The sequence below is a fragment of the Corynebacterium sp. Marseille-P4611 genome (genome assembly GCF_916618765.1).
In the GTDB taxonomy this organism is placed as follows: Bacteria; Actinomycetota; Actinomycetes; order Mycobacteriales; family Mycobacteriaceae; genus Corynebacterium; species Corynebacterium marquesiae.
Genome location: NZ_CAKAKD010000001.1, coordinates 1,167,740 through 1,188,460 on the forward strand (window position 1 = coordinate 1,167,740; position 20,721 = coordinate 1,188,460).

19 protein-coding genes are annotated in these 20,721 nt (G+C 62.3%); 12 read left to right on the plus strand and 7 right to left on the minus strand.

The window, feature by feature from the left end; translation table 11 throughout:
- The first annotated feature begins 6 nt into the window (after window positions 1-6).
- Entirely contained in the window at window positions 7-690 is a 684-nt protein-coding gene (locus LG376_RS05650) for a DUF2334 domain-containing protein (RefSeq protein WP_005325788.1), read from the plus strand.
- Window positions 691-876: 186 nt separating this feature from the next.
- On the opposite strand, the gene LG376_RS05655 is transcribed toward LG376_RS05650, so the two are convergent.
- Window positions 877-3,639, minus strand: a complete 2,763-nt coding sequence (locus tag LG376_RS05655) for an ExeM/NucH family extracellular endonuclease (RefSeq protein WP_225746447.1) — start codon at window positions 3,637-3,639, stop codon at window positions 877-879.
- 231 nt (window positions 3,640-3,870) lie between these two features.
- Between LG376_RS05655 and purS the strand changes: the two genes are divergently transcribed.
- The 4 genes from purS (at window position 3,871) to LG376_RS05675 (ending at window position 8,053) form a co-directional block, all read left to right on the plus strand.
- Window positions 3,871-4,113 carry a phosphoribosylformylglycinamidine synthase subunit PurS gene (gene purS / locus LG376_RS05660; RefSeq protein ID WP_023019878.1) on the plus strand — a complete coding sequence of 81 codons (243 nt, stop codon included), beginning with the start codon at window positions 3,871-3,873 and terminating at the stop codon, window positions 4,111-4,113.
- On the plus strand, window positions 4,114-4,797 hold the full coding sequence (gene purQ / locus LG376_RS05665; RefSeq protein WP_225746448.1) for a phosphoribosylformylglycinamidine synthase subunit PurQ: 684 nt from the start codon (window positions 4,114-4,116) through the stop codon (window positions 4,795-4,797).
- 13 nt (window positions 4,798-4,810) lie between these two features.
- Window positions 4,811-7,120 carry a phosphoribosylformylglycinamidine synthase subunit PurL gene (gene purL / locus LG376_RS05670; protein WP_225746449.1) on the plus strand — a complete coding sequence of 770 codons (2,310 nt, stop codon included), beginning with the start codon at window positions 4,811-4,813 and terminating at the stop codon, window positions 7,118-7,120.
- Window positions 7,121-7,330: 210 nt separating this feature from the next.
- Window positions 7,331-8,053 (plus strand): hemolysin III family protein, encoded by a 723-nt coding sequence (locus LG376_RS05675; protein ID WP_370633345.1) that lies wholly within the window; start codon window positions 7,331-7,333, stop codon window positions 8,051-8,053.
- Here LG376_RS05675 and LG376_RS05680 read toward each other — a convergent pair.
- Both LG376_RS05680 and LG376_RS05685 read right to left on the minus strand, forming a co-directional pair.
- The gene (locus LG376_RS05680; RefSeq protein WP_225746450.1) at window positions 8,050-9,204 is read right to left on the minus strand and encodes an asparaginase; all 1,155 of its coding nucleotides are present in this window, start codon (window positions 9,202-9,204) and stop codon (window positions 8,050-8,052) included. The genes LG376_RS05675 and LG376_RS05680 overlap by 4 nt on opposite strands.
- Window positions 9,205-9,338: 134 nt before the next feature.
- Window positions 9,339-10,349 carry an acyl-CoA thioesterase gene (locus LG376_RS05685; RefSeq protein WP_225746451.1) on the minus strand — a complete coding sequence of 337 codons (1,011 nt, stop codon included), beginning with the start codon at window positions 10,347-10,349 and terminating at the stop codon, window positions 9,339-9,341.
- A 33-nt stretch (window positions 10,350-10,382) separates the two neighbouring features.
- On the opposite strand from LG376_RS05685, the gene LG376_RS05690 reads away from it, so the two are divergent.
- Genes LG376_RS05690 through purM form a run of 3 tightly spaced genes read left to right on the plus strand, consistent with a single transcriptional unit; the run spans window position 10,383 to window position 13,365 of the window.
- The gene (locus LG376_RS05690; RefSeq protein ID WP_225746452.1) at window positions 10,383-10,787 is read left to right on the plus strand and encodes a sterol carrier family protein; all 405 of its coding nucleotides are present in this window, start codon (window positions 10,383-10,385) and stop codon (window positions 10,785-10,787) included.
- Window positions 10,788-10,797: 10 nt separating this feature from the next.
- Complete coding sequence (gene purF / locus LG376_RS05695; protein WP_225746453.1) at window positions 10,798-12,294, plus strand: amidophosphoribosyltransferase; 1,497 nt, start codon at window positions 10,798-10,800, stop codon at window positions 12,292-12,294.
- An 18-nt stretch (window positions 12,295-12,312) separates the two neighbouring features.
- Window positions 12,313-13,365 carry a phosphoribosylformylglycinamidine cyclo-ligase gene (purM, locus tag LG376_RS05700; protein ID WP_225746454.1) on the plus strand — a complete coding sequence of 351 codons (1,053 nt, stop codon included), beginning with the start codon at window positions 12,313-12,315 and terminating at the stop codon, window positions 13,363-13,365.
- 90 nt (window positions 13,366-13,455) lie between these two features.
- Here purM and LG376_RS05705 read toward each other — a convergent pair whose 3' ends face one another.
- Together LG376_RS05705 and LG376_RS05710 are read right to left on the minus strand one after the other, a co-directional pair.
- A complete protein-coding gene (locus LG376_RS05705; protein ID WP_193387586.1) occupies window positions 13,456-13,653 on the minus strand; it encodes a DUF3073 domain-containing protein in 198 nt (65 codons plus the stop codon).
- Window positions 13,654-13,794: 141 nt separating this feature from the next.
- A complete protein-coding gene (locus tag LG376_RS05710; protein ID WP_225746455.1) occupies window positions 13,795-14,859 on the minus strand; it encodes a folate-binding protein YgfZ in 1,065 nt (354 codons plus the stop codon).
- A 30-nt stretch (window positions 14,860-14,889) separates the two neighbouring features.
- On the opposite strand from LG376_RS05710, the gene LG376_RS05715 reads away from it, so the two are divergent.
- Window positions 14,890-15,753: an aminodeoxychorismate lyase gene (locus LG376_RS05715; protein ID WP_225746456.1), complete on the plus strand. Its 864-nt coding sequence runs from the start codon at window positions 14,890-14,892 to the stop codon at window positions 15,751-15,753.
- On the opposite strand, the gene LG376_RS05720 is transcribed toward LG376_RS05715, so the two are convergent.
- The gene (locus LG376_RS05720) at window positions 15,750-16,445 is read right to left on the minus strand and encodes an FABP family protein (RefSeq protein WP_049378490.1); all 696 of its coding nucleotides are present in this window, start codon (window positions 16,443-16,445) and stop codon (window positions 15,750-15,752) included. The two genes, LG376_RS05715 and LG376_RS05720, sit on opposite strands and share 4 nt — an antisense overlap.
- A gap of 65 nt (window positions 16,446-16,510) precedes the next feature.
- Between LG376_RS05720 and LG376_RS05725 the strand changes: the two genes are divergently transcribed.
- On the plus strand, window positions 16,511-17,536 hold the full coding sequence (locus tag LG376_RS05725) for a diacylglycerol kinase family protein (RefSeq protein ID WP_049378491.1): 1,026 nt from the start codon (window positions 16,511-16,513) through the stop codon (window positions 17,534-17,536).
- Here the strand turns inward: LG376_RS05725 and LG376_RS05730 are convergent.
- Window positions 17,520-18,347, minus strand: a complete 828-nt coding sequence (locus LG376_RS05730; RefSeq protein ID WP_225746457.1) for a DUF2993 domain-containing protein — start codon at window positions 18,345-18,347, stop codon at window positions 17,520-17,522. The two genes, LG376_RS05725 and LG376_RS05730, sit on opposite strands and share 17 nt — an antisense overlap.
- Window positions 18,348-18,380: 33 nt before the next feature.
- Here LG376_RS05730 and mshD point away from each other — a divergent pair, with 33 nt between their 5' ends.
- Window positions 18,381-19,298 (plus strand): mycothiol synthase, encoded by a 918-nt coding sequence (gene mshD / locus LG376_RS05735; RefSeq protein ID WP_225746458.1) that lies wholly within the window; start codon window positions 18,381-18,383, stop codon window positions 19,296-19,298.
- Between the two features lie 214 nt (window positions 19,299-19,512).
- Window positions 19,513-20,616, plus strand: a complete 1,104-nt coding sequence (gene pstS, locus LG376_RS05740) for a phosphate ABC transporter substrate-binding protein PstS (RefSeq protein WP_225746459.1) — start codon at window positions 19,513-19,515, stop codon at window positions 20,614-20,616.
- Window positions 20,617-20,721: the final 105 nt, after the last annotated feature.

Consider the following 20,721-nt stretch of genomic DNA (forward strand, 5'->3'; position numbering starts at 1 on the left):
TTCCTTATGAATGGCCACCTTCTGGTATCTATCTCCAGCATCTTTGATGACACACGGAAGCAGGCTAGCCGGCTCCTCTCGATCCTTGATCGGGAGGAGATTCCTGTTTCCCTGCTGATTGCCCCGCATATCGACGGCAACTGGCACCTCGCCAAAGACAAAGACACCAAAAAGTGGCTCCAAGACCAAGCCGATGCCGGCCGCGTTCTTATCCTGAATGGTTTCGATCGCTCGGTGCAGGGCCGCCGCGCGGAATTCGCCAACCTCGATTCACACGAGGCGAAGCTGCGCCTCGCCGGAGCTACCCGCCAGATGGCCAAGATCGGCTTCGAGCCCACCATCTTTGCGCCCCCTCGCTGGCGCATGTCGCCCGGTACCTTGCAGGTCTTGCCGCAGTTCAAGTTTGAGGTAGCCGCCTCCACCCGCGGCATCCTCCAGATTAATTCCGGTAAGTTCCACCAGGCCCGCAATCTGTCCTTCGGTGAAGGCTTTGGTTCCGCCAAGTGGTGGCGCAAGAACATTATTCGCGCTGCTGAGCGCTCCGCCCAGCGCGGCAATACGGTCCGCCTTTCGGTTTCCGGACGCAACCTGGATGACCGCAAAGTAATCAATGACTTCGTCAAAGCCGCCGACCGGGCCATCAACGCCGGCGCGACCCCTGCCGATTACGGCGCTTATCTTCCAAAATAGACCGCGCATTCCCTCGCCAGAGGCTCCGCGGAGCAATAAGCACAGCTTCGCGATTTTCGTCCATATAAACGCCCATTTCCGTCGACGGTTGTGGTGGTTTATATGGACGAAACTCGTGAAATGACCAAAGGCCCCGCCGCTAGGGAGTTTTCCTCCGAAGCGTGCGGGGCTAGGGCTAATGGGGGATTAACGCTGCAGGCTAGTGATGAAGTTCTTCACTTCCTTTGGCAGCATGACCCAGATGGGGGCCGGGATGGCCTTGTGGAGGTTGCCGGTCACGGCGAGGAAACCAGGGATGGCGACAAGGCCGACGATGGCCGCGATGGCGGCGGCGATGCCTGCGCCGACGGAGCTGGTGCTGGAGCTAGAGCCGGAGGCAGGCTTATCCGGCTTTTCAGAAGGGTTCTCGGAGGGCTTGTCCTCCGGCTTGCCTGGCTCCTCGGAAGGCTTGTCCGCAGGATCATCCGGCTGGCCGGCGGAGTCGTCCGCGCTGAGGGTGAAGCCGACCTTGACCGGGTCGTGGTCGGAGGCACGGAATGGGGAGTCATCGTAGAAGTCCACGATGTTGTAGTTGCGGCGGGAGTATTCGAAGGCGACGGGTTCATCGGCGTTGATGTTCCACACTTGGGCGTCGTCAAGCGTGCCGGTGGCAACCTTATTGGCCAGCACGTGGTCGAGGGTGCCAAGCAGGCCGGAGAACTGGTAAGAGGGGTCGGCCTCGTACTTTTCGGCGGGGACGGTGAAGCCATCGTTGCGGAAGATATCGAGCGCGGTCTCGTGGGTGTAGGTATTGAAATCACCCAGGGCGAATAGCGGCTTGTCCTTCCAGTCTTCCTGCTTCTTCAGCGCATCGAGGACGGCCTGAGCCTGTGCGTTGCGGACGTTCGGGTTATTGCCCTGGCCGTCGCCGGAGTCGGCGTCGCCCTTGGCTACCGAGCCCTTGGACTTGAAGTGGTTGGCCACGGCAACGAAGGATTCCTCGCCCTCCTTCAGTGGTTGGAATTCTTGGGCGAGCGGTTCGCGGGCGGTGCCGGTGAAGCGATCATCCTGGAAGATGCGGGATTCGCCGACGGGCTTGACCACATCCTTGTGGTAGATGAACGCGGTACGGATGACATCCGGGGAGTCCGGTACGGCGTCCTGGGCAGGAGAGGGGACAAAGGCCCACTTCTCGGAACCGGCGGCCTCGTTGAGCTTTTCCGTCAGGTGCTTGAGCGCCTTATCGCGCTGGGCGAAGTCACCGGTAACGGCGTAGCCATCTTCGATTTCGGAAAGGCCGATGACGTCGGCATCGAGGCCGTTGATGGCGGCGACAATCTTGCGCTCCTGGTCTTCTAGTGCCGATTGGGTATAGGCGCCGCGGGTCTTACCGCGATTGACGGTGACCTTATTGCCCTCGCGGTCGGTGTAGGCGCTGCCGCCGAATTCCTCGCCCAGGGAGGTGAAGTAGTTCAGCACGTTGAAGGCGCCGATGGTGTACTCGCCCTTGACGTCATCGATGGCGTCGAGCTCGGCCGCGCGGGAATCCTCCCAAGAGATGGGCAGGTCTGCGCCCGCGGTGTTGCCGGTGACCGGGGTGGTGGGCTGGAAGCGCCACTGCTCATGAGAGAAGCCCACGATGACTGGGTGCTGGAAAGTCACGGTATCGGTGGTGCGCAGGGACTTGATGGTCTGGGCATCATCCTGGGCGATATAGGGCAGTGGAGTGTTCTGGTCGGTCTTGAGATAGTCGCGGGTGCGGCCATCGTCCAGGGTGACCAGCTTATCGGCGTTGTCCTTGGTTAGCTTCTGAATATCGGAGTTGGGATCCGTGGAGGGGGAGAAGATATCGGAAGGCTGGCGCAGGGCTTCCTTGCCGGGGGCGAGTCCGACCTCGCCGTACTGGTTGAGCGAGTAGTTATTGGTCACGGTGTGCTCGCCGGGCTGGATGAGCATGTGCTCGAAGGGTTCGCGGGCCTCGTTGCCATCGGGAAGCTGGTCCACCTTGAGTGGGGTGACCTTCTCCAGCGGGGTATCGAGCTGCGTGACTGCAGAGGCGGTGATTTGGGTGGAGCCATAGAACTCGGAGACCTTGCCGGTTACCTCGACGGAATCTTCCAGGGCTGGGTACTGGTCGGCCGGCTTATCGCCCATGTAGACAAAGATCGCCTGGGAAGCATCGGTGGCCTCGGTGCCAGTACCACCGGTCTGAATGGTGAAGCCATTGAGTCCACCTTCGGTCCACACGCCGGTGACGACGCCCTCGGTGGCGACGGTCTGGTCCTTGAGCGGGGATTCGGCGCCGGTGCCCTGGATATCCGCGATGGCGGTTATTCCCTCGGGAGCAGGTTGCTCGGGCTCGGCCGGATTCTCCGGCTGCGGGGCGGGGGCCTCGTTACCGGTGTTGGTTGGGGTGGGGTCGCCGATGGTGAAGTCGGCGGCGTTGTCATCGGTATCGGTGCCATCGGCGTCGCGGGAGGCGGACTTGGCATTGGACAGGCTCGCGGCGGCGGTGCCTTCCTTGAGGGAGGCGGCGCCGTAGCCGATGGCGTCGATGGGGGTACCGGTGGCGTCGGCAAGCTGCACGGAGCCCTTAGAACCGGACATGTTGAGGCTGCCCTCGGCATCTGGGGCAGGCAGGGCCCCGCCCGCGCCATTGCCGGCCGCGCCCTGCACCAGGAAGTAGCCGTGCGGGGCGATGGTGCCGGAAAGCTCCACCTTGCCGCCGGTATTGCCGGAGGCGGAGAAGTACTCCACGGTGTATCCGGTCAGGTCAATTGGAGCATCGGTGGGGTTATAGAGTTCGATGAAGTCATGGGTGAAGGCAGCGCCCTTATTGCCGCCTCCCCCGTAGACCTCGGAGATGACGGCAGCGGAGCCATCGGTTGCGGCCGTGGCAGTAGGAACGGCAAGGGCGGCAGAAGACAAGGCGGTGGCAAGTGCCAGCGCGCCGAGGCGGCGAGAAGACATAGATTCAACCTTAAAAGAGAGCGACAGTGTGCGTCGTCTATTAGTAGAGTGCCGCGCCGGGCCAGGCTGGAGGGCACGCCGAAGTTTGCCAGAGCGTCGTTTGGGGTTCACGTAGAGTTTGCTCAACCGGGGTGAAACCCACACTGCGGGGGTGAGTCTAGGTAAAAGGCGGGGGTGCCAACTAAACTAAGCCGCGCAGACCAAAGCCCCATACAGTAAGGCAAATATTTCATGGCTCGTGTAGTTGTCAATGTCATGCCCAAGGCGGAGATTCTGGATCCGCAGGGCCAAGCCGTCGTCCGCGCGCTGGGTCGCATCGGGGTATCCGGTGTCAGCGATGTGCGCCAGGGAAAGCGCTTCGAGCTCGAGGTCGATGACTCCGTCACCGCAGAGGACCTAGATAAGGTGGCCGCCACGCTGCTGGCCAATACCGTCATCGAGGACTACGAGGTTGTTGGGCTGGAGGTCAAGTAAGTGACCGCCACAATCGGAGTAATCACTTTCCCTGGAACCCTGGATGATGTGGATGCCGCTCGCGCTGCCCGCACCGCCGGCGCAGAGGTGAAAAGCCTCTGGCACGCAGATACCGATCTGCACGGCGTGGATGCGGTAGTAGTGCCGGGCGGTTTTTCTTATGGTGACTACCTGCGCTCGGGCGCGATTTCCGCGCTCGCGCCGGTGATGCAGTCCGTCATTGATCGTGCGAAGCAGGGCATGCCGGTGCTCGGCATCTGCAATGGCTTCCAGATCCTTACCGAGGCGGGCCTGCTGCCAGGCGCGCTGACCCGCAATAAGCGACTGCACTTCCACTGCACCGATACCTACCTCGAGGTGGCCAATTCCTCCACCGCATGGACCAGCGAGTTTGAGCAGGGCCAGAAGATCCTGGTGCCGGCCAAGCACGGCGAGGGCCGCTTCCAGGCCGGCGATGATGATATCGCCCGCATCGAGGGTGAGGGCCGCGTGGTCTTCCGCTATACCGATAATTACAACGGTTCCGTCAACGGCATTGCCGGTGTGAGCGATGAGTCCGGCCGCATCGTCGGCCTTATGCCGCACCCCGAGCACGCCATTGACACGCTAACCGGCCCATCCACCGACGGACTGGGACTTTTCGTATCCGCCATCAAGGCCGTCGCCCAGGCGCCGGCGGTTTAAGGAGGCCACTTTTATGACCGTTCATAATGACACCGTAGAAAAGGCGCAGTCCACCCCGGACGAGCAGCAGCCCTACGCGGAGCTTGGCCTGAAGGACGACGAGTACCAGCGCATCCACGATATCCTGGGCCGTCGCCCCACCGATGCGGAGCTGACCATGTACTCCGTCATGTGGTCCGAGCACTGCTCCTATAAGTCTTCCAAGACGCACCTGCGTTACTTTGGTGAGACCATGACTGAGGAGATGGGGGAGAAGATCCTCGCCGGCATTGGTGAGAACGCCGGCGTGGTGGATATCGGAGACGGCAACGCGGTGACCTTCCGCGTGGAGTCCCACAACCACCCCTCCTACGTGGAGCCTTACCAAGGTGCGGCCACCGGCGTGGGCGGCATCGTCCGCGACATTATGGCCATGGGTGCTCGCCCGATTGCCGTGATGGACCAGCTGCGCTTTGGGCCTGCCGACGCCCCCGATACCAAGCGCGTCCTTCCCGGCGTGGTCTCCGGCGTGGGTGGCTACGGCAACTCCCTGGGCCTGCCCAATATTGGCGGCGAGACCGTCTTTGATGAGACCTATGCCGGTAACCCGCTGGTCAATGCCCTGTGCGTGGGTACCCTCAAGGTCGATGACCTGAAGTTGGCCTTTGCATCTGGCAAGGGCAACAAGGTCATGCTCTTTGGCTCCCGCACCGGCTTGGATGGCATCGGCGGCGTGTCCGTGCTGGCCTCCGATACCTTCGAGGACGGCGCCGAGCGCAAGCTGCCGGCCGTGCAGGTGGGCGACCCCTTCGCGGAGAAGGTGCTTATCGAGTGCTGCCTGGACCTCTACCACGCCGGTGTGGTCGTAGGAATCCAGGACTTGGGTGGCGCGGGTCTGGCCTGCGCCACCTCGGAGCTGGCGGCCTCCGGAGATGGCGGCATGGAGGTCAACCTCGATAATGTGCCGCTGCGCGCGCAGAATATGACCGCGGCCGAGATCCTCGCCTCCGAGTCCCAGGAGCGCATGTGCGCCGTTGTGGCTCCGGAGAACGTGGCGAAGTTCCGCGAAATCTGCGAGCACTGGGACGTCACCTGTGCCGAGATCGGCGAGGTCACCGAGGGTAACCACCTGGTCATCCGCCACCAGGGCGAGGTCGTCGTGGATGCCCCGGCCGGCACCATTGCGGATGAGGCTCCGGAGTATGACCGCCCTTATGCCCGCCCGGAGTGGCAGGATGAGCTGCAGAAGTACCAGGGCACCGACAAGCGCGGCCTGGTTGAGGCCTTGCAGAAGCTCGTGTCCTCCCCGGCGCTGTGCTCGCGCGATTTCATCATGAACCAGTATGACCGCTACGTGCGCGGCAATACCGTCCAGTCCCACCATGCGGATGCCGGCGTGCTGCGCATCGATGAGGAGACTGGCCGCGGCGTGGCCGTGTCTGCCGATGCGTCCGGCCGCTACACCAAGCTGGATCCGAACATGGGCGCCCGCCTCGCGCTGGCTGAGGCCTACCGCAACGTCGCCGTCACCGGCGCCAAGCCCGTCGCGATTACCAACTGCCTGAACTACGGCTCCCCGGAAAACCCCGACGTTATGTGGCAGTTCCGCGAGTCGGTGCATGGGCTTGCCGACGCCGCGGTGGAGCTTTCCATCCCCGTTTCCGGCGGCAACGTCTCCTTCTACAACCAGACCGGCGAGGAGCCGATCCTGCCTACCCCGGTGGTGGGTGTGCTGGGCGTTATTGATGACGTACACAAGGCCATCGGCAACGAGCTGGGCACCGTAGACGAAAAGGAAGTTCTCATCGCCCTGGGTGAGACCAAGGACGAGTTCGGCGGCTCCATCTGGCAACAGGTAAGCGCCGATACCTCCGATGCTTCCTCCCTCAATGGTCTGCCTCCACAGGTAGACATGGCCAACGAGAAGCGCCTGGCCGAGTTCTTCCACGGCAATGAGCTGCTCACCGCGGCACACGATATCTCCGAGGGTGGCCTTGCCGTCACCGCCTTTGAAATGGCTAAGCGCGCCGGTGCGACTGCCGACGGCGCCGGCCTCGGCCTCAACCTGGACCTCACCGCGGTCCACGAGGACGAATTCGTCGCCGCCTTCTCCGAGTCCGCTTCCCGCGTGCTCGTGGCCACCACCGCCGACCGCGCTGATCAGGTCCTCGCCCGCGCCGGCGAGCTGGGCATCCCAGCCGCCGTCGTTGGCGAGACCACCGAAACCGGCGCCCTCACCCTCGGCGGCGAGTCCGTCGCCATCTCCCAGCTGGTCGCCGCCTGGTCCGCCACCCTGCCGGACCTCTTCGACCATGCTGTGGGCGCTAACTCCGTAGTGGAGTAAGCCGCCCGCACCCCCGTCGCACAACGACGCGGACACAAGTTAAGCCCAGCTTCGGCTGGGCTTTTCTTGTTTTGTTCCTTTAAGCCGCCGCTGCAACCGCAGCATGCGTCGAGCGTTTCGAAATGAGGTCCTTGAAGGCTTCTGCCTGTGCCCGTACACTTACGGTATCGTAAGTTATCCGTTTCAGGTCAGTGGAAGGGAAGTACCGCCGTGGCACAGATCCATGCGAATGGCGCACCGGGGCCGGGCCTTGTCCAGCGCACTTATTGGATGGCCGACCGCGGGCCCAGGCCGCTAAGCCGTGGCTGGGGGCATGCAATTGCGGCGCTGTTGTCGGTAATTGCCTCTACTGTGCTCATTACCTATGCGTGGATGACACTGCAGTGGTGGCAGGGGCTAGGTGTGACCGTGTACGGAGTGGGGCTGGTGGGTCTCTTTGGTGTTTCGGCGCTCTACCACCGCTACCCATGGGCGAGCGCGCGTGCGGTGCAGTGGTGGCGGCGGGCGGATCACGCGACCATTTCGGTATTTATCGCCGCGACCTACACGCCGCTGTGCCTCATCGTGCTATCGCCGGTGCAGGCGGCATGGATGCTAGGCGTTGCCTGGGCGGGGGCGAGTCTCGGCGCGATTTTGAACCTGGTGTGGATTAGTCATCCGCGCTGGTTAGACGTGGTGGTCTACCTAGCGCTGGGCTGGCTGGTGCTGCCGCTCTTGCCCACGCTGTGGACGCAGGCAGGGGCCGCCGTGGTCTGGCTGCTCTTCGCCGGCGGCGTGGTTTATTCGCTCGGCGCGCTGGTCTATGGCTTTAAGTGGCCGGGGCGCAATGCGCGTTACTACGGCTATCACGAGCACTTCCACACCGCGACCATCGCAGCGGCGGTGGTGCACCTCGTGGCGGTGTGGGGGGTCGTGGTTCAGGGGGCTGCTTAGTCGGTAGCGGGGAAGAGCTCCGCGGGATCGGTATCGGTGGTGATCGCGGCGGCTAGCAGCATGCGGGCTTGGGGAGCGCGCAAGGTGCCGGAGGAGATGACGCCGGCGTCGGCCAGCGTGGCCCCGCCCCCGGCCCCGCCGTAGATGCCTTCCACCGGGCCGTGATCCACGCGGGTGGTGAGCACAACCGGAACCTTCTTGGCCGCGGCCTTAGCGGCTTGGGCTAGCTCGTCGCCGATATTGCCGGCGCCCATTCCCTCAATCACGATGCCTTCGGCGCCGCTGTCCAAGGAGCGCTGGATAAGGTCAGCCGGCGCGCCGGGGTAGGCGGCGATGATATCGACGCGGGTATTTCCCAGCGGCTGATGTTTCAGAGCCTTTGGGCGCTTAGGCTGCTTCTTGCCATTGTTATTGGCAAAGCCATCGGCCTTGGTCGTATCGGACTTAAAAGCGCCGCGGGCGGGGATGACGTGGTCCGCAAAGGCAATGAAGGTACCGCGGCCCTTGTTGGAAGGGTCGGTTACGGTCTTGACCGCGAGCGCCAAGTTGTCCGGACCATCCGGATCCGGGTCATCAAAGGGGCGCATCGCTCCGGTAAGGGCTACCGGCTTATCGCTGTCTTGGAAGGTATCGACGGCGATGGCGGTCTCTTCCATGGAATCGGTGCCGTGGGTGACCACTACGCCATCGACATCATCGCGCTGTAGCTCCTTATTTACGGCCTCGATGATGGTATCGGTATCGTCCAAGGTCATCGCGGAAGAATCCAACTTGGCAATGTCTTTGACCTCTAGCGTGAGCTTGTCCTTGTCAAAGGTGCCGGAGAGGGGCTCCACCAGCTTGGAGCCGGTAACGGTGGGAACCACCGCACCAGTTTTATCGTGCGTGCTGGCAATGGTGCCGCCGGTGGAAAGGACCACCACGTGGCCCTCGGCAGTGGCGTGTGGGCCCTCGTTTTCCGCTGCGGAGGCCTCGGTGGTCTCTGCGGGTGCGGCGCTGGTCGCGCTGTGTGGCGCGGAGGACTCGGGTGCCGCGGCCGAGGTTTGCTCCTCGGGGTGGCTATCCGGATTCTGGCAGGAAGCCAAAAGGCAAGCGGAAGCGACTAGAGCAAGGCCGGCACGGGCCGAGCGGCGCATTGTTGAGGTGTGCATAGTCCCTCGTTTCTGTGTGGGAGGCGAAAGCGGGCGGCGGGAATCGTCGGCCGCATATACGTCCATCTAACGCAGAAAGGCGGGGAGCCCGCTGCCACTATGGACTTGCTAACACCGAAACGAGGGGAGAGCGGCTAGTCGATGTGTTGGTTCGATGGCGCCACCACTAGCGGTTTTGGCGAGTACTTGGCGCGCAGCTCGCGCAGCACGGTGGCATGTTCGGCCAAGCGCTTATCTTCCTCGGTATGTGGATGGAAGGGGCGGGCCACCTGTGGCTGACCATCGTGGTCTAGGGCGATATAGGCCACGGTGGCATGAATGGCGGTCTGCAGGTTATCGCGGCCGCCGCGAGGGTTGCCGGAGCGGACGTGGATGGACATCTGCATGGAGCGGGTATCGGTGCGCATCATGCGAGCGTCGACCTCGATGAGATCACCGATGGAAATAGGCCTGTAGAAGCGGATGCCGCCTGCGTACACCGCAACGGTGCGCTCCGCGGACCACTCCATGGTGCAAGCTGCGCCGGCCTCATCGATCCACTGCATGGCCGTGCCGCCGTGGACCTTGCCGCCCCAGTTGACGTCAGTGGGCTTGGCCAGGAAGCGATTGACCATGCGCGGGGCATCGGAAGACCCGTCATAGGTTTGTTTTTCCATCTCTTCCTCGATGGCCTTGCGCAGCTCGATGCGGGACTTGGCGGCCTCTTCCACGCGGCACTGCTCATCGGTCTCCGGGACGAAGGGCGGCACCGGGGTGGACTTGCCGGTGGCCGGGTCCTTGGCTACGAAGATGACCAGGCAATCGCAGGCGCGGGTAAAAATACCTTCGCGCGGGTCGGCAGAGAGCACCTCGTTGACGATGTGCATGGAGGAACGCCCGGTCATAGCGATGCGCGAGCGGACCTCCACGATGTGCCCGGAAGGGATCGGCCGGGTGAAGTGGATATGGCCCACGTATGCGGTCACGCAGTACTGGCCGGACCACTGCACAGCGCAGGCATAGGCGGCTTTGTCAATCCATTCCAAGACGCGGCCACCGCTGACGCCGGTGGCGCCGGCCATGGTGACGTCGGTTGGCGATGCCATAAAGCGCAGCGTCAGCGCCGGCGATTTCTGGTTTTCCGCAACGGAAGGCGTAGGTGACATAAACAACAAGATAACAGTAGCTATGATGTAGCTATGAAAAAGCCCGTCGATCCCGCAGCCACCCGCGCGGCCGTCATGGCCATCAAAGACTGGATTGCCGCCCCGGCGGAGCACGATAAGCCTGGTAGGGCCCTGCTTGCCGACGCCGTCCGTCGCACCGCCCGCACCCTCGAGGCCGACGCGCCGGGCCATTCCGTGGAGCTGCGCGTACCCCCATTTGTTGCGGTGCAATGCATTGAAGGGCCCCGCCATACTCGCGGCACCCCACCCAATGTGGTGGAGACCGACCCGGAAACCTGGCTGCGCCTCGCCACCGGATTGGCGGACTGGGAAGAGACCGTAAGCACTGGTCGCGTCGATGCTTCCGGCTCCCGTGCGGGCGAAATCGCGCAGTGGTTGCCGCTTATTCCGTTAGTTTCCGGCGGCGCGACAGGCTAATATAAACGCCGTGGTAGAAGTACATACTCCTAGTATCACCAATCTTGACGATCATAATGAGCAGGAGCCCCGCGAAGAGTGCGGCGTCTATGGCGTGTGGGCTCCCGGGGAGGAAGTCTCCAAGCTGACCTACTTTGGTCTCTTCGCCCTGCAGCACCGTGGTCAGGAGGCTGCCGGCATTGCGGTGGGCGATGATGACCGCATCGTCGTCTTCAAGGACATGGGCCTCGTGGCCAATATCTTTGATGAGTCCACCCTGTCTGCCCTCCAAGGAAACGTAGCGGTGGGCCACACGCGCTATTCCACCGCCGGCGGGAAGGAATGGTCCAATGTCCAGCCGATGTTTTCTACCTCCTCCACCGGGGTAGACATCGCCCTTGGGCACAACGGCAACCTGGTCAACTACTTGGAGCTGCGCGAGGAGGCCGTGCAGCGCGGCTTGATTAAGCCCCATGAGGAGTCTGTTTCTGACTCCATGTGTTTGTCTATGCTGCTTGCCGATGGCGTAGATGAAGAAACTTCCGTCTTCGACTCCGCCCGCGACCTGCTCCCGCGCGTGAAGGGCGCATTCTGTCTGACCTTTACCGATGGTCACACCATGTATGCCGCGCGCGACCCGCACGGCGTGCGCCCGCTGGTCCTCGGCCGCTTGGCCAAGGGCTGGGTGGTGGCCTCCGAGACCTGTGCGCTCGATATCTGCGGCGCTCAGTTCATCCGCGAGATTGAACCTGGCGAGCTCGTCGCCATCGATGAGGCTGGCATCCGTTCCGTGAACTTCGCGCCGGCCAAGCGCCACGGCTGTGTCTTCGAATACGTTTACTTGGCCCGCCCGGATAGCGATATCAAGGGCCGCTCCGTCAATGCCTCCCGTGTGGACATTGGCCGCCGCTTGGCCCGCGAATACCCGGCCGAGGGCGCGGACCTGGTCATCCCGGTTCCCGAATCCGGCAACCCGGCCGCCGTGGGCTATGCCCGCGAATCCGGCATCACCTTCGCCCACGGCTTGGTCAAAAACGCTTATGTGGGACGCACCTTCATCCAGCCCACCCAGACCCTGCGTCAGCTCGGCATCCGCTTGAAGCTCAACCCGCTGCGCGAGGTCATCAACGGCAAGAAGCTCGTCGTGGTGGATGATTCCATCGTCCGCGGCAATACCCAGCGCGCACTCATCCGCATGCTGCGCGAGGCCGGCGCCGCCGAGGTGCACGTGCGCATCGCCTCCCCGCCAGTGAAGTGGCCATGTTTCTACGGCATCGACTTCGCCTCCCCGGGGGAGCTGATCGCCAACGCCAGCCCCTCCGATGATCCGGAAACCGTCTGCGCCACTATCTGTGACACCATCGGCGCCGATTCCTTGGGCTTTGTCTCCATTGAGGAGATGGTGGCCGCCACCGAACAGCCGCGTTCCGAGCTGTGTACCGCCTGCTTCTCGGGTGAGTACCCACTTGGCCTGCCCGCCGGAAACTCCAATGCAGAAGCCGTGCGCACCCTGCTCGGCACCGAATAACAAAGGACACCTGAAACCATGAGTGACAATACTTACGCAGCAGCCGGCGTCAGCATCGAAGAAGGCGACCGCGCCGTAGAACTTTTCGCCCCGCACGCTAAGCGCGCCACCCGCCCCGAGGTTCTGGGCGGTCTTGGCGGCTTTGCTGGCCTATTCAAGCTCGGCGATTACAAGGAGCCCATCCTCGCCGCCGGTTCCGACGGCGTCGGCACCAAGCTGGCCGTGGCCCAGGCCATGGACAAGCACGACACCATCGGTATCGACCTCGTTGCGATGTGTGTGGACGATCTCGTTGTCTGCGGCGCGGAGCCACTCTTTTTGCAGGACTACATCGCCGTAGGCAAGGTCGTGCCGGAAAAGGTGGCCGAGGTAGTCAAGGGCATCGCCGAGGGCTGTGTGCAGGCCGGCGCCGCGCTGCTGGGTGGTGAGACCGCCGAGCACCCCGGCATGATGGCAGAAAACGAATACGATGTCTCCGCCACTGCGGTGGGCGTCGTTGAGGCCGATGGCGTACTTGGCCCAGACAAGGTCCGTGAGGGTGACGTGCTCATCGCTATGGGCTCTTCCGGCCTACACTCCAATGGTTACTCCCTGGCCCGCCACGTCCTGCTGGAGCAGGCTGGCATGCCTCTCGACGGCCACGTGGAAGAGCTCGGTCGTCCCCTTGGCGAGGAGCTGCTGGAGCCCACCCGCATTTACGCCAAGGACTGCCTGGCTTTGGCCAGCGAATGCTCCGTATCCACCTTCTGCCACGTCACCGGTGGTGGACTGGCAGGTAACCTCGAGCGCGTCATTCCAGAGGGGCTCGCAGCCGATATCAACCGCGCCACCTGGACCCCAGGCCAGGTCTTCAAGCTCATCTCCTCGGTGGGCAAGGTGGATCTGGCGGAAATGGAGAAGACCTTTAACATGGGCGTCGGCATGATTGCCGTAGTCAATCCTGAAGACCGCGACCGTGCCCTGGCAATGCTAACCGCACGTCACATCGATGCGTGGGAGCTGGGCACCGTCCGCTCCGCTTCCGGCGAGGAACCGCGCGTGGTCATGCACGGCGAGCACCCGAACTTCTAGCAGGGCCCTGCCCCTGCCAGGGCGAGGGTATGAGGAAGGGCCCTAGGAGATTTCCTAGGGCCCTTGAGCTATCCGGCGGCGAGCGGAAGATTAGCGTTCGTCGCGGTCGGCATCATCCCATTCGTCGACGTAGTCGGCGTATGGGTCATCCTCTTCATAATCGCGGGAGTCACCCTCTTGCTGTGCGGCGAGTTCCCGTTGTAGGGACTCGATATCCATCTCGGGTGAGTTGTACTTGAGCTGGCGTGCAACTTTGGTCTGCTTTGCCTTTGCGCGTCCGCGTCCCATGTGCATGACCCCCTTGGGTTAGTAGGGCGCGCCAGGGATTCTTGGGCGCCCCATCGACTTGTCTATTGAGTATCTTCCTGTAAGACACAATAGCCTGTGTGACGAAAAAATTCCGCACCGCCCCCCCAGCTAGTGGGAGATCTAACGCCCGCGCAGCCGGTTTACTGCCTCACGCCCAGCCTTGGGGCCCTCATCCTCGGGGATGGAGGAAGGATCGATAGACGCCGCGGTATCGCCCACTTCTAGGGTGCCGGCGTCCAGCGCAGAGCGCTTCACTAGGCCTAGAGCGATGGGGCCGAAATCGCAGTCATCCACAATCGTGCCGATGCGGCCTACCTTACGTCCATTGAAAGTAATGTTATCGCCCACATTTGGCCGTTGTGGCGCGGAGCCGTCGAGGTGCAGCTGCACCAATAGGCGAGGGGAGCGGCCCAGATTTTCTACGCGCGCCACCGTTTCCTGGCCGCGGTAGCAGCCTTTATTGAGGTGGACGTGGGCCGGATTAGCGGCGCTGCGGCTGATCCACTGCGGCACCTCGTGGGGGATGGACTTATTATCCAGATCCGCTGCCAGCTCCGGCTCGCGGGCACGCACGCGCTCGGCGGTAAACGCCATGAGCCCCGCTAGCCGAGCACCGGATTCCTCTAGGTATTTCGTTGCCTCGACCAAGGATTCGCGGGGAATGCCAAGGTCAACGCGCTTAATTCCTGGCCACTGGACCTGGCGGGAAAACTCCACCATGGGCGGAAGCGAAACATCGGCCTCACCCAGGAGGGTAAGGATGGCGATATCGGCTTCCTCTACGGTGACCTCGGACCAAAAGACCATCATGGTGAGGAACTTAAAGAGGGAGTCGAATTGCGCCCCGGGGACGTCAATAAGAAAGGCATCTTCGGTCCGCACGATATCCATGTGGTGGAGGATGTGGCCTTGGATGTCCAGGTCGAGGGCGCCGGCGGTGAAACCCACGGGGGCGTCGTCAAGCTTCTGTGAAAGCAGATTATTCAGAAACTCGGCGGCGTCTTTGCCGCTCACGCGAATGACGCGGCGTTGGGAGCGGTCAATGACGATGGGGCCGCCATCGGCGGCCCGTTGCTCGCCCAGCGGATTGCCATAGTGCCAGGCCACGCCCTGGGCATCGAGTACGGTCGCGTCCTGGTGCTCCGCGGCACCGGCGCGCTGCAGAAGAGGCGAAGAATAACTCACAACTACCGATGGTAGGGCATAATCAAAAGTATGAAGTTTTCGCCGCGAAAAGAGCCGGTCATCTACGTTGTGGAGCCCTTTGGAGGGTCGGTACGCAGGCACATGCCCGCGCTGCCTCTCGTCTACGCGGACGATGCCGCGGTCACCCGCGGCGATGGCATCTTTGAATCCCTGCTCGTGCGTGGAGGCAAAGCCGCTAACCTGCAGCGTCACGCGCAGCGCTTCTGCGATTCCGCCCGCACGATGAACCTGCCGGAGCCGCCCATGGACAAGTGGGAGGAATCCACCCGGCTCGCCATCGCGGACTTCTGCGGGGACGAGCAAGGCGATGCTAAATGCACGTGGACCTATACCCGCGGGCGCGCCTCCACGGGGCGGCCGAGCGCGTGGGTTGTTGTGCAGCCGATTGAGGACAAGGTGCTAGAGCAGCGCGCCCACGGCGTCGCCGTCATGACAAGCCCCCGCCTGTGGCACGTGGCGGAGGAATTGCCCGCCAAGACGCTCAATTACGCGGCCACCATGGCGATGCTGCGCATGGCGCGGGAGAAGGGCTTTGAGGATCTCATCCTCACCGACCCGGACACCGGAGAGATTCTCGAGGGGGCGACCTCAACCGTGGTGGCCGTCAAGGGCGAGAAACTGCGCACTGCGGCCGGCCGCGGCATCCTGCCCGGCACCACGCAAGCGGCGCTCTTCGCGCACGCGAAAGAGAAAGGCTATCGCTGCAAGGCCAAGCCGCTGACCGTGGAGTACTTAGAAAAGGCGGATTCGGTGTGGCTAGTGTCCTCCGTGCGCGTTGCGGCGCGTGTCACCCGGTTGAATGACAAAAAATTAAAGGCCCCGGATAACGTGGACGTCATCCGAGACCTTATTGATGCTGCGCTAGGGTCTTAGCCAGCGATGCGGGTGAGCTCCGCAGACATGTAGGGGCGCATTTCGCCATCAACCATGCGCTCGTCTACCCAGCCCAGGTTGTTATTGGGCATCAGGCCGTACATGCGCTTGCCTGGGCCTAGGTTCTTCGGGCCGGTCTCCGTGACCATGGTGGAGGCGGATTCCAGCTGCCATGCGCGGTCATTGAAGGGCTCGCCGTAGAAGATCTCCACGATGCCGGTAGAAGAGGTGTAGGTGACCTCGATTTCATCCTTTTCCGAGATACGCCAGAAGCCGGTCTCGCGCACAGACGGGCCTTCCGGCTTGCCTTCGGTATCGATCTTCCAGGTGCGGGAGCTAAACGTCAGGTAGTTTTCGCCATCGTGGGCGATGACTAGTTGCTGGCCAAAGGTGTACTCCTGGCCCTTCGTATCGTGGGCCTGGCCCTCGCCCTGCCAGACGCCAACAAGGGGGAGTAGCCCCAGCAGGCCGTCGTGCAGCGACGGGCCCTGGCGCAGGTTCGCGGTATCGTCCGGTACCGGGGTATCGCCCAGCTCGAGAGCGGGGATATTGCGGCTAGCGGCGTCCTTCCACTGCTCGGCAGCCTGGTTCACGGCATCGTTGCCATTGAGCTTTCCAGGATCGTTTTCCGGGTGAGAAGCCGCGGTAGTTTCGATGGTTTCAGGGGTGGTTTCATTATTATTTTCGCTCATGGCCGTCCAGCCTAGTCGTGCACCCGCCTATTTAACTACTAGACTTGGACCTCGTGCATGCATTGATGATCTCGAATCCAAACTCGACCTCACAAACCAACGCCCTCTTCCGCCAAATCGTTCCCGCCCTCCAAGCGGTAGAGGGGCTACACCTCAAGGTGCAATTTACGCATTACCCTGGCCACGCCGAAGAGATGGTCAAAGGAATGACCAGGGATGACTATGACGTCATCATTGCTGTGGGCGGAGACGGAACCGTCAACGAGGTGGTCAACGGGCTACTCGGCCCGGCCGATGGGCAGTGCCCCGATCCTCAGTCCATCCCGGCGCTGGCTGTCATTCCGACCGGCTCCGCGAATGTCTTTGTGCGTGCCCTAGGCTTTCCCAGCACTCCGGTGGAGGCCACTCATGTGTTGGCTCGCATGCTCGACCGGGATCTGCGCCGCACCATCTACCTAGGAACGTGGAACGAGCGGTGGTTTGCCGTCAACGCTGGCTTCGGTTTGGACGCGGATGTCTTGGCGCGCGTGGATCGCGCTCGCGAGCAGGGATTTTCGGCCACTCCGCTGCGTTACCTCAACGTCGCCATTCGGGCCTGGAGCCGGGCGCGGAAGAACCCACCGCATATTGCGGTGACGGCCGAGTCCAGCAGGGGCGAGCAGCTACGCAAGGACGATGTGCCACTGTTGTTTACCTCGAATACCAACCCGTGGACATTCCTGGGCCCGCTGCCGGTAGTGACTAACCCGCGCAATTCCTTTGATGAGGGCCTTGCTCTCTTTGGGCTGGAGGAGTTTAGCGGGCTCGGCGGCGTCGTTGGCCTGCTGCACCTCTTCGGTGCCGATAAGCGCGGATGGCTCAATAGGCTCACCGAAGAAAAGACGGTGGCCTTCGACGACGCCATGCGGGTTGAGCTAGTCTGCCGCGAACCGCAGCGCTTCCAAGCCGATGGAGAATCGGAGGGGCGCTTTGACGCTGTTACCTTGGCCTCCGTGAAGGATGCCATCGAGGTATTCGCCCCGCAGGATAGGCGGGAGGCCCATCAGCGCACGATGAAGGAAGTTCTCCGGGACTTTATTCGCCTGCGCTAGTCTGCGGCGCGGGGCCGACCCGGTGCTTGGTATCGGCGGCCTTCTTTTCCGCCTCTTCCACGGCCTTTTGCTCCGAGCCTTCAATCTCTAGCGGGGAGAGCTGGGCCAGCTGCACCTTAATATTGCGGCGCTGTACCTCGAAGGAAACGGTGCCGCCCTGCATCTTTACCGCGGTCGCTTGGGCCGGAAGCGGTAGCTGCCGGGTATCGAAGTTGAGGGAAAAGGCCTTTTGCAGGCGCTCATCGTCCGTGTCATAGACCTGCATGCGAAACTCCGGACCAACCAGGCGGAGGGTGACCTTGGCGGTGGACTTGTGGGCGTCGCCAGGCAGGGTGCCCGTTAGCTCTGCTTCAGCAGACGTGCCACCGGAGGGGGAAATATCGTCTGGGTTAGCAATCGAGAGATCGGTAATCCCCAACAGGCGGCCCAGCGCCACACCATCCAAAGAAATGCCGCGCGAGTAGGTGGAAACGGGCGCGCCCTCAATATCTCCATTCATTACCTGTTCTGGGGTGACGGTGATATCGCGCAGCACGGTGGAAGCATTGACCATGCCCAGCTTGGGCACCTCCACGTCCAGCGCCTTGACCTCGAGATAAGGGATTTCCTTCGAGGCCGCCGCCCACACGTAGGGGGTACCGCCGATGAAAACATCCGGCGTATTATCCAGCCGCGAATTGGCTTTCACGGCTTGTGCCACCTTGTGTTCCGTGTGCATTGCCACGCAGGCGTCCGCCACCCAGGCCGCAAGGAGCACGCACACCACGAGGAGGACGTGCACGATGCGCCGGTCAATCTTTAGAACACTCACCCTTTCATTCTTACCCTACGTATTCTGGGCCCTATGACTAGCAATGCCTTTAAGATTACGGAAGAAAACCTGCCGGACGACCCGGAGCTGGCTCGCCGCGTAGAAGCACTGGCTGAGCAGGCTGAACGCCAGGATGGGATGGCGCCGCTGTCGGAGCAATTCCTCAACGGTCTTAGCGATTCCCGCCTGGAGCACCGCCACCTGGTGGCCTGGGTAGGGGAGGAACCGTGCGGCGTAGCCGGTCTGGAGGGCTCTACCGCCGAGCTATTCATTGTCCCCGATTACCGCGGGCAGGGCTATGGTGCCGCGCTTTACGACGCCGCCGCTAAGACCCCCAACCTTCACGCCTGGGCCCATGGGAACCTGCCGGCGGCACAGGCGCTGGCGCACTCCCGTGACCTGCAGGTCACCCGCAAGCTGGTGGTCATGGGGATCGGGGGAGAAGAGCTCGCAGCGGCCGCCCACCCCGAAGGTTTGCCACTGACCGCCTTGAATTACACCGAGGCGGTGGATAAGTGGGGCAAGGACTTTGTGGAAGAGCAGTGGCTCAAGGTCAATAACGAGGCCTTTTCCTGGCATCCCGAGCAAGGTGGCTGGGATCTCGTTCGCCTGCATCGCGGCATGGAGGCGGACTGGTTCGACCCCGCAGACCTGCTTTTCCTGTGGGATACGGCAGATGAGCCGGCACTGGCCGGCTTCCACTGGACCAAGTGGCATGCGGAGGAAACTCCGGCCTTCGGTGAGGTCTACGTGGTGGGCTTGGCGGAAGGTTACCGCGGCAAGAAGTTGGGCGGTCCGCTGCTGCAGGTTGGCCTGCGCCGCATGGTGGAAAAGGGAGCTAAGCGGGTAATTCTTTATGTAGAAGCGGATAATGATCCGGCGCTAAAGGCGTACGAGCGCCTAGGCTTTGAGGTTGATGAAGAGCACGTCGTATGGGGCGTGTGTGACTAACGTCATGGGGCGCAGGACGTTTGTTCACCCAGTGTTTACCTCTTGGCACCCTTTTGGTCAGATCCTGCGGATAGCTTTACACCCTGTGAGTTAACCGCACCTGTGCGCCTGCATCTCGCCCCAGAAGGCGGAGCGGGATGCAGGAAATATCTCTCCAGGAGATGCGGTTTCCTCGGACAATCAATCTCTGATCTGCACCGGAAAGGGTTTTCCCGTGATTCGCAACTTCAAGCGCACTGCCGCAATCTTCGGCATCGTAGCCGCAACCTCCACCGCTCTCGTAGCTTGCTCTGAGGAGTCTGGCTCCTCCTCCGACTCCGCTGGCGGCGAGGACGTCTCCGGCGAGCTCGTCGGCGACGGCGCATCCTCCCAGCAGAACGCAATGTCCTACTTCCAGACTGCGTTCTCCGAGGATTACCCAGACGCTTCCCTCTCCTACAACGCTTCCGGTTCCGGCGCCGGCGTTGAGGCCTTCACCAACGGCCAGGCTGACTTCGCTGGTTCTGACTCCGCTCTGAAGGAAGACGAGGGCGAGGTTGAGGCTGCCGCTGAGCGTTGCGATGGCAACGAGGCATGGCACCTGCCAACCACCATTGGTCCGGTTGCCATCGCCTACAACCTGGGTGACACCGAGATCAACCTCTCCACCGAAACCCTGGGCAAGATCTTCAAGGGCGAAATCAAGAAGTGGAACGACAAGGCCATCGCTGCTGACAACGAGGGCACCGACCTGCCGGACAAGGACATCACCGTCATCTTCCGTTCTGACGAGTCCGGTACCTCCGCAAACTTCCAGAAGTTCCTCAAGGCCGCTACCGGTGACTGGGACTCGGAGGGCAAGCAGTTCCCAGACGCTGTTGGTGAGGGTGCTAACGGCTCCTCCGGCGTTGCTGACCAGGTTGCAAGCATCGATGGTGCTATCACTTACGTCGAGGCTGGCTTCGCAGACCAGAAGGAAGGCGAGGGCGTCAAGAAGGCCAAGATCGACTTCGGCCACGGCCCGGTTGAGCTGTCCACCGAGTCCGTCAACAAGGCTCTGGAGAACCTGGAGTTCAAGAAGACCGACTCCGAGCACAACATGGTTGTTGACTCCGAGGCACTGTTCTCCTCCGACAACGAGGGTGCATACCCGCTCATCCTGACCACCTACAACATCGTTTGCTCCAAGGGCTACGATGAGGAGACCTCCAAGCTGGTCAAGTCCTTCTTCACCACCGTCCTGGATCATCAGGATGACCAGCTGGCTGAGCAGGGCTTCATCCCGGTTGAGGGTGCACACCTGGACAAGCTGAAGGCTGCTGTTGACGCTCTGCAGTAAGCGCTAAAGCTGCAAAAGCTTAATACCTCCCCGCCCCCACTGCCGCACACAATTCGCGCTTTGGGGGCGCAGGTATGTAACGATATTTTCCATTTTTAACGCTGA

What these genes read in the sequence shown, in the direction of transcription:
- LG376_RS05650 (WP_005325788.1), top strand. Translation starts at nt 7, where the DNA reads ATGAATGGCCACCTTCTGGTATCTATCTCCAGCATCTTTGATGACACA.
- LG376_RS05655 (WP_225746447.1), bottom strand. Translation starts at nt 3,639, where the DNA reads ATGTCTTCTCGCCGCCTCGGCGCGCTGGCACTTGCCACCGCCTTGTCT.
- purS (WP_023019878.1), top strand. Translation starts at nt 3,871, where the DNA reads ATGGCTCGTGTAGTTGTCAATGTCATGCCCAAGGCGGAGATTCTGGAT.
- purL (WP_225746449.1), top strand. Translation starts at nt 4,811, where the DNA reads ATGACCGTTCATAATGACACCGTAGAAAAGGCGCAGTCCACCCCGGAC.
- LG376_RS05680 (WP_225746450.1), bottom strand. Translation starts at nt 9,204, where the DNA reads ATGCACACCTCAACAATGCGCCGCTCGGCCCGTGCCGGCCTTGCTCTA.
- LG376_RS05685 (WP_225746451.1), bottom strand. Translation starts at nt 10,349, where the DNA reads ATGTCACCTACGCCTTCCGTTGCGGAAAACCAGAAATCGCCGGCGCTG.
- LG376_RS05690 (WP_225746452.1), top strand. Translation starts at nt 10,383, where the DNA reads ATGAAAAAGCCCGTCGATCCCGCAGCCACCCGCGCGGCCGTCATGGCC.
- purM (WP_225746454.1), top strand. Translation starts at nt 12,313, where the DNA reads ATGAGTGACAATACTTACGCAGCAGCCGGCGTCAGCATCGAAGAAGGC.
- LG376_RS05705 (WP_193387586.1), bottom strand. Translation starts at nt 13,653, where the DNA reads ATGGGACGCGGACGCGCAAAGGCAAAGCAGACCAAAGTTGCACGCCAG.
- LG376_RS05715 (WP_225746456.1), top strand. Translation starts at nt 14,890, where the DNA reads ATGAAGTTTTCGCCGCGAAAAGAGCCGGTCATCTACGTTGTGGAGCCC.
- LG376_RS05720 (WP_049378490.1), bottom strand. Translation starts at nt 16,445, where the DNA reads ATGAGCGAAAATAATAATGAAACCACCCCTGAAACCATCGAAACTACC.
- LG376_RS05725 (WP_049378491.1), top strand. Translation starts at nt 16,511, where the DNA reads ATGATCTCGAATCCAAACTCGACCTCACAAACCAACGCCCTCTTCCGC.
- mshD (WP_225746458.1), top strand. Translation starts at nt 18,381, where the DNA reads ATGACTAGCAATGCCTTTAAGATTACGGAAGAAAACCTGCCGGACGAC.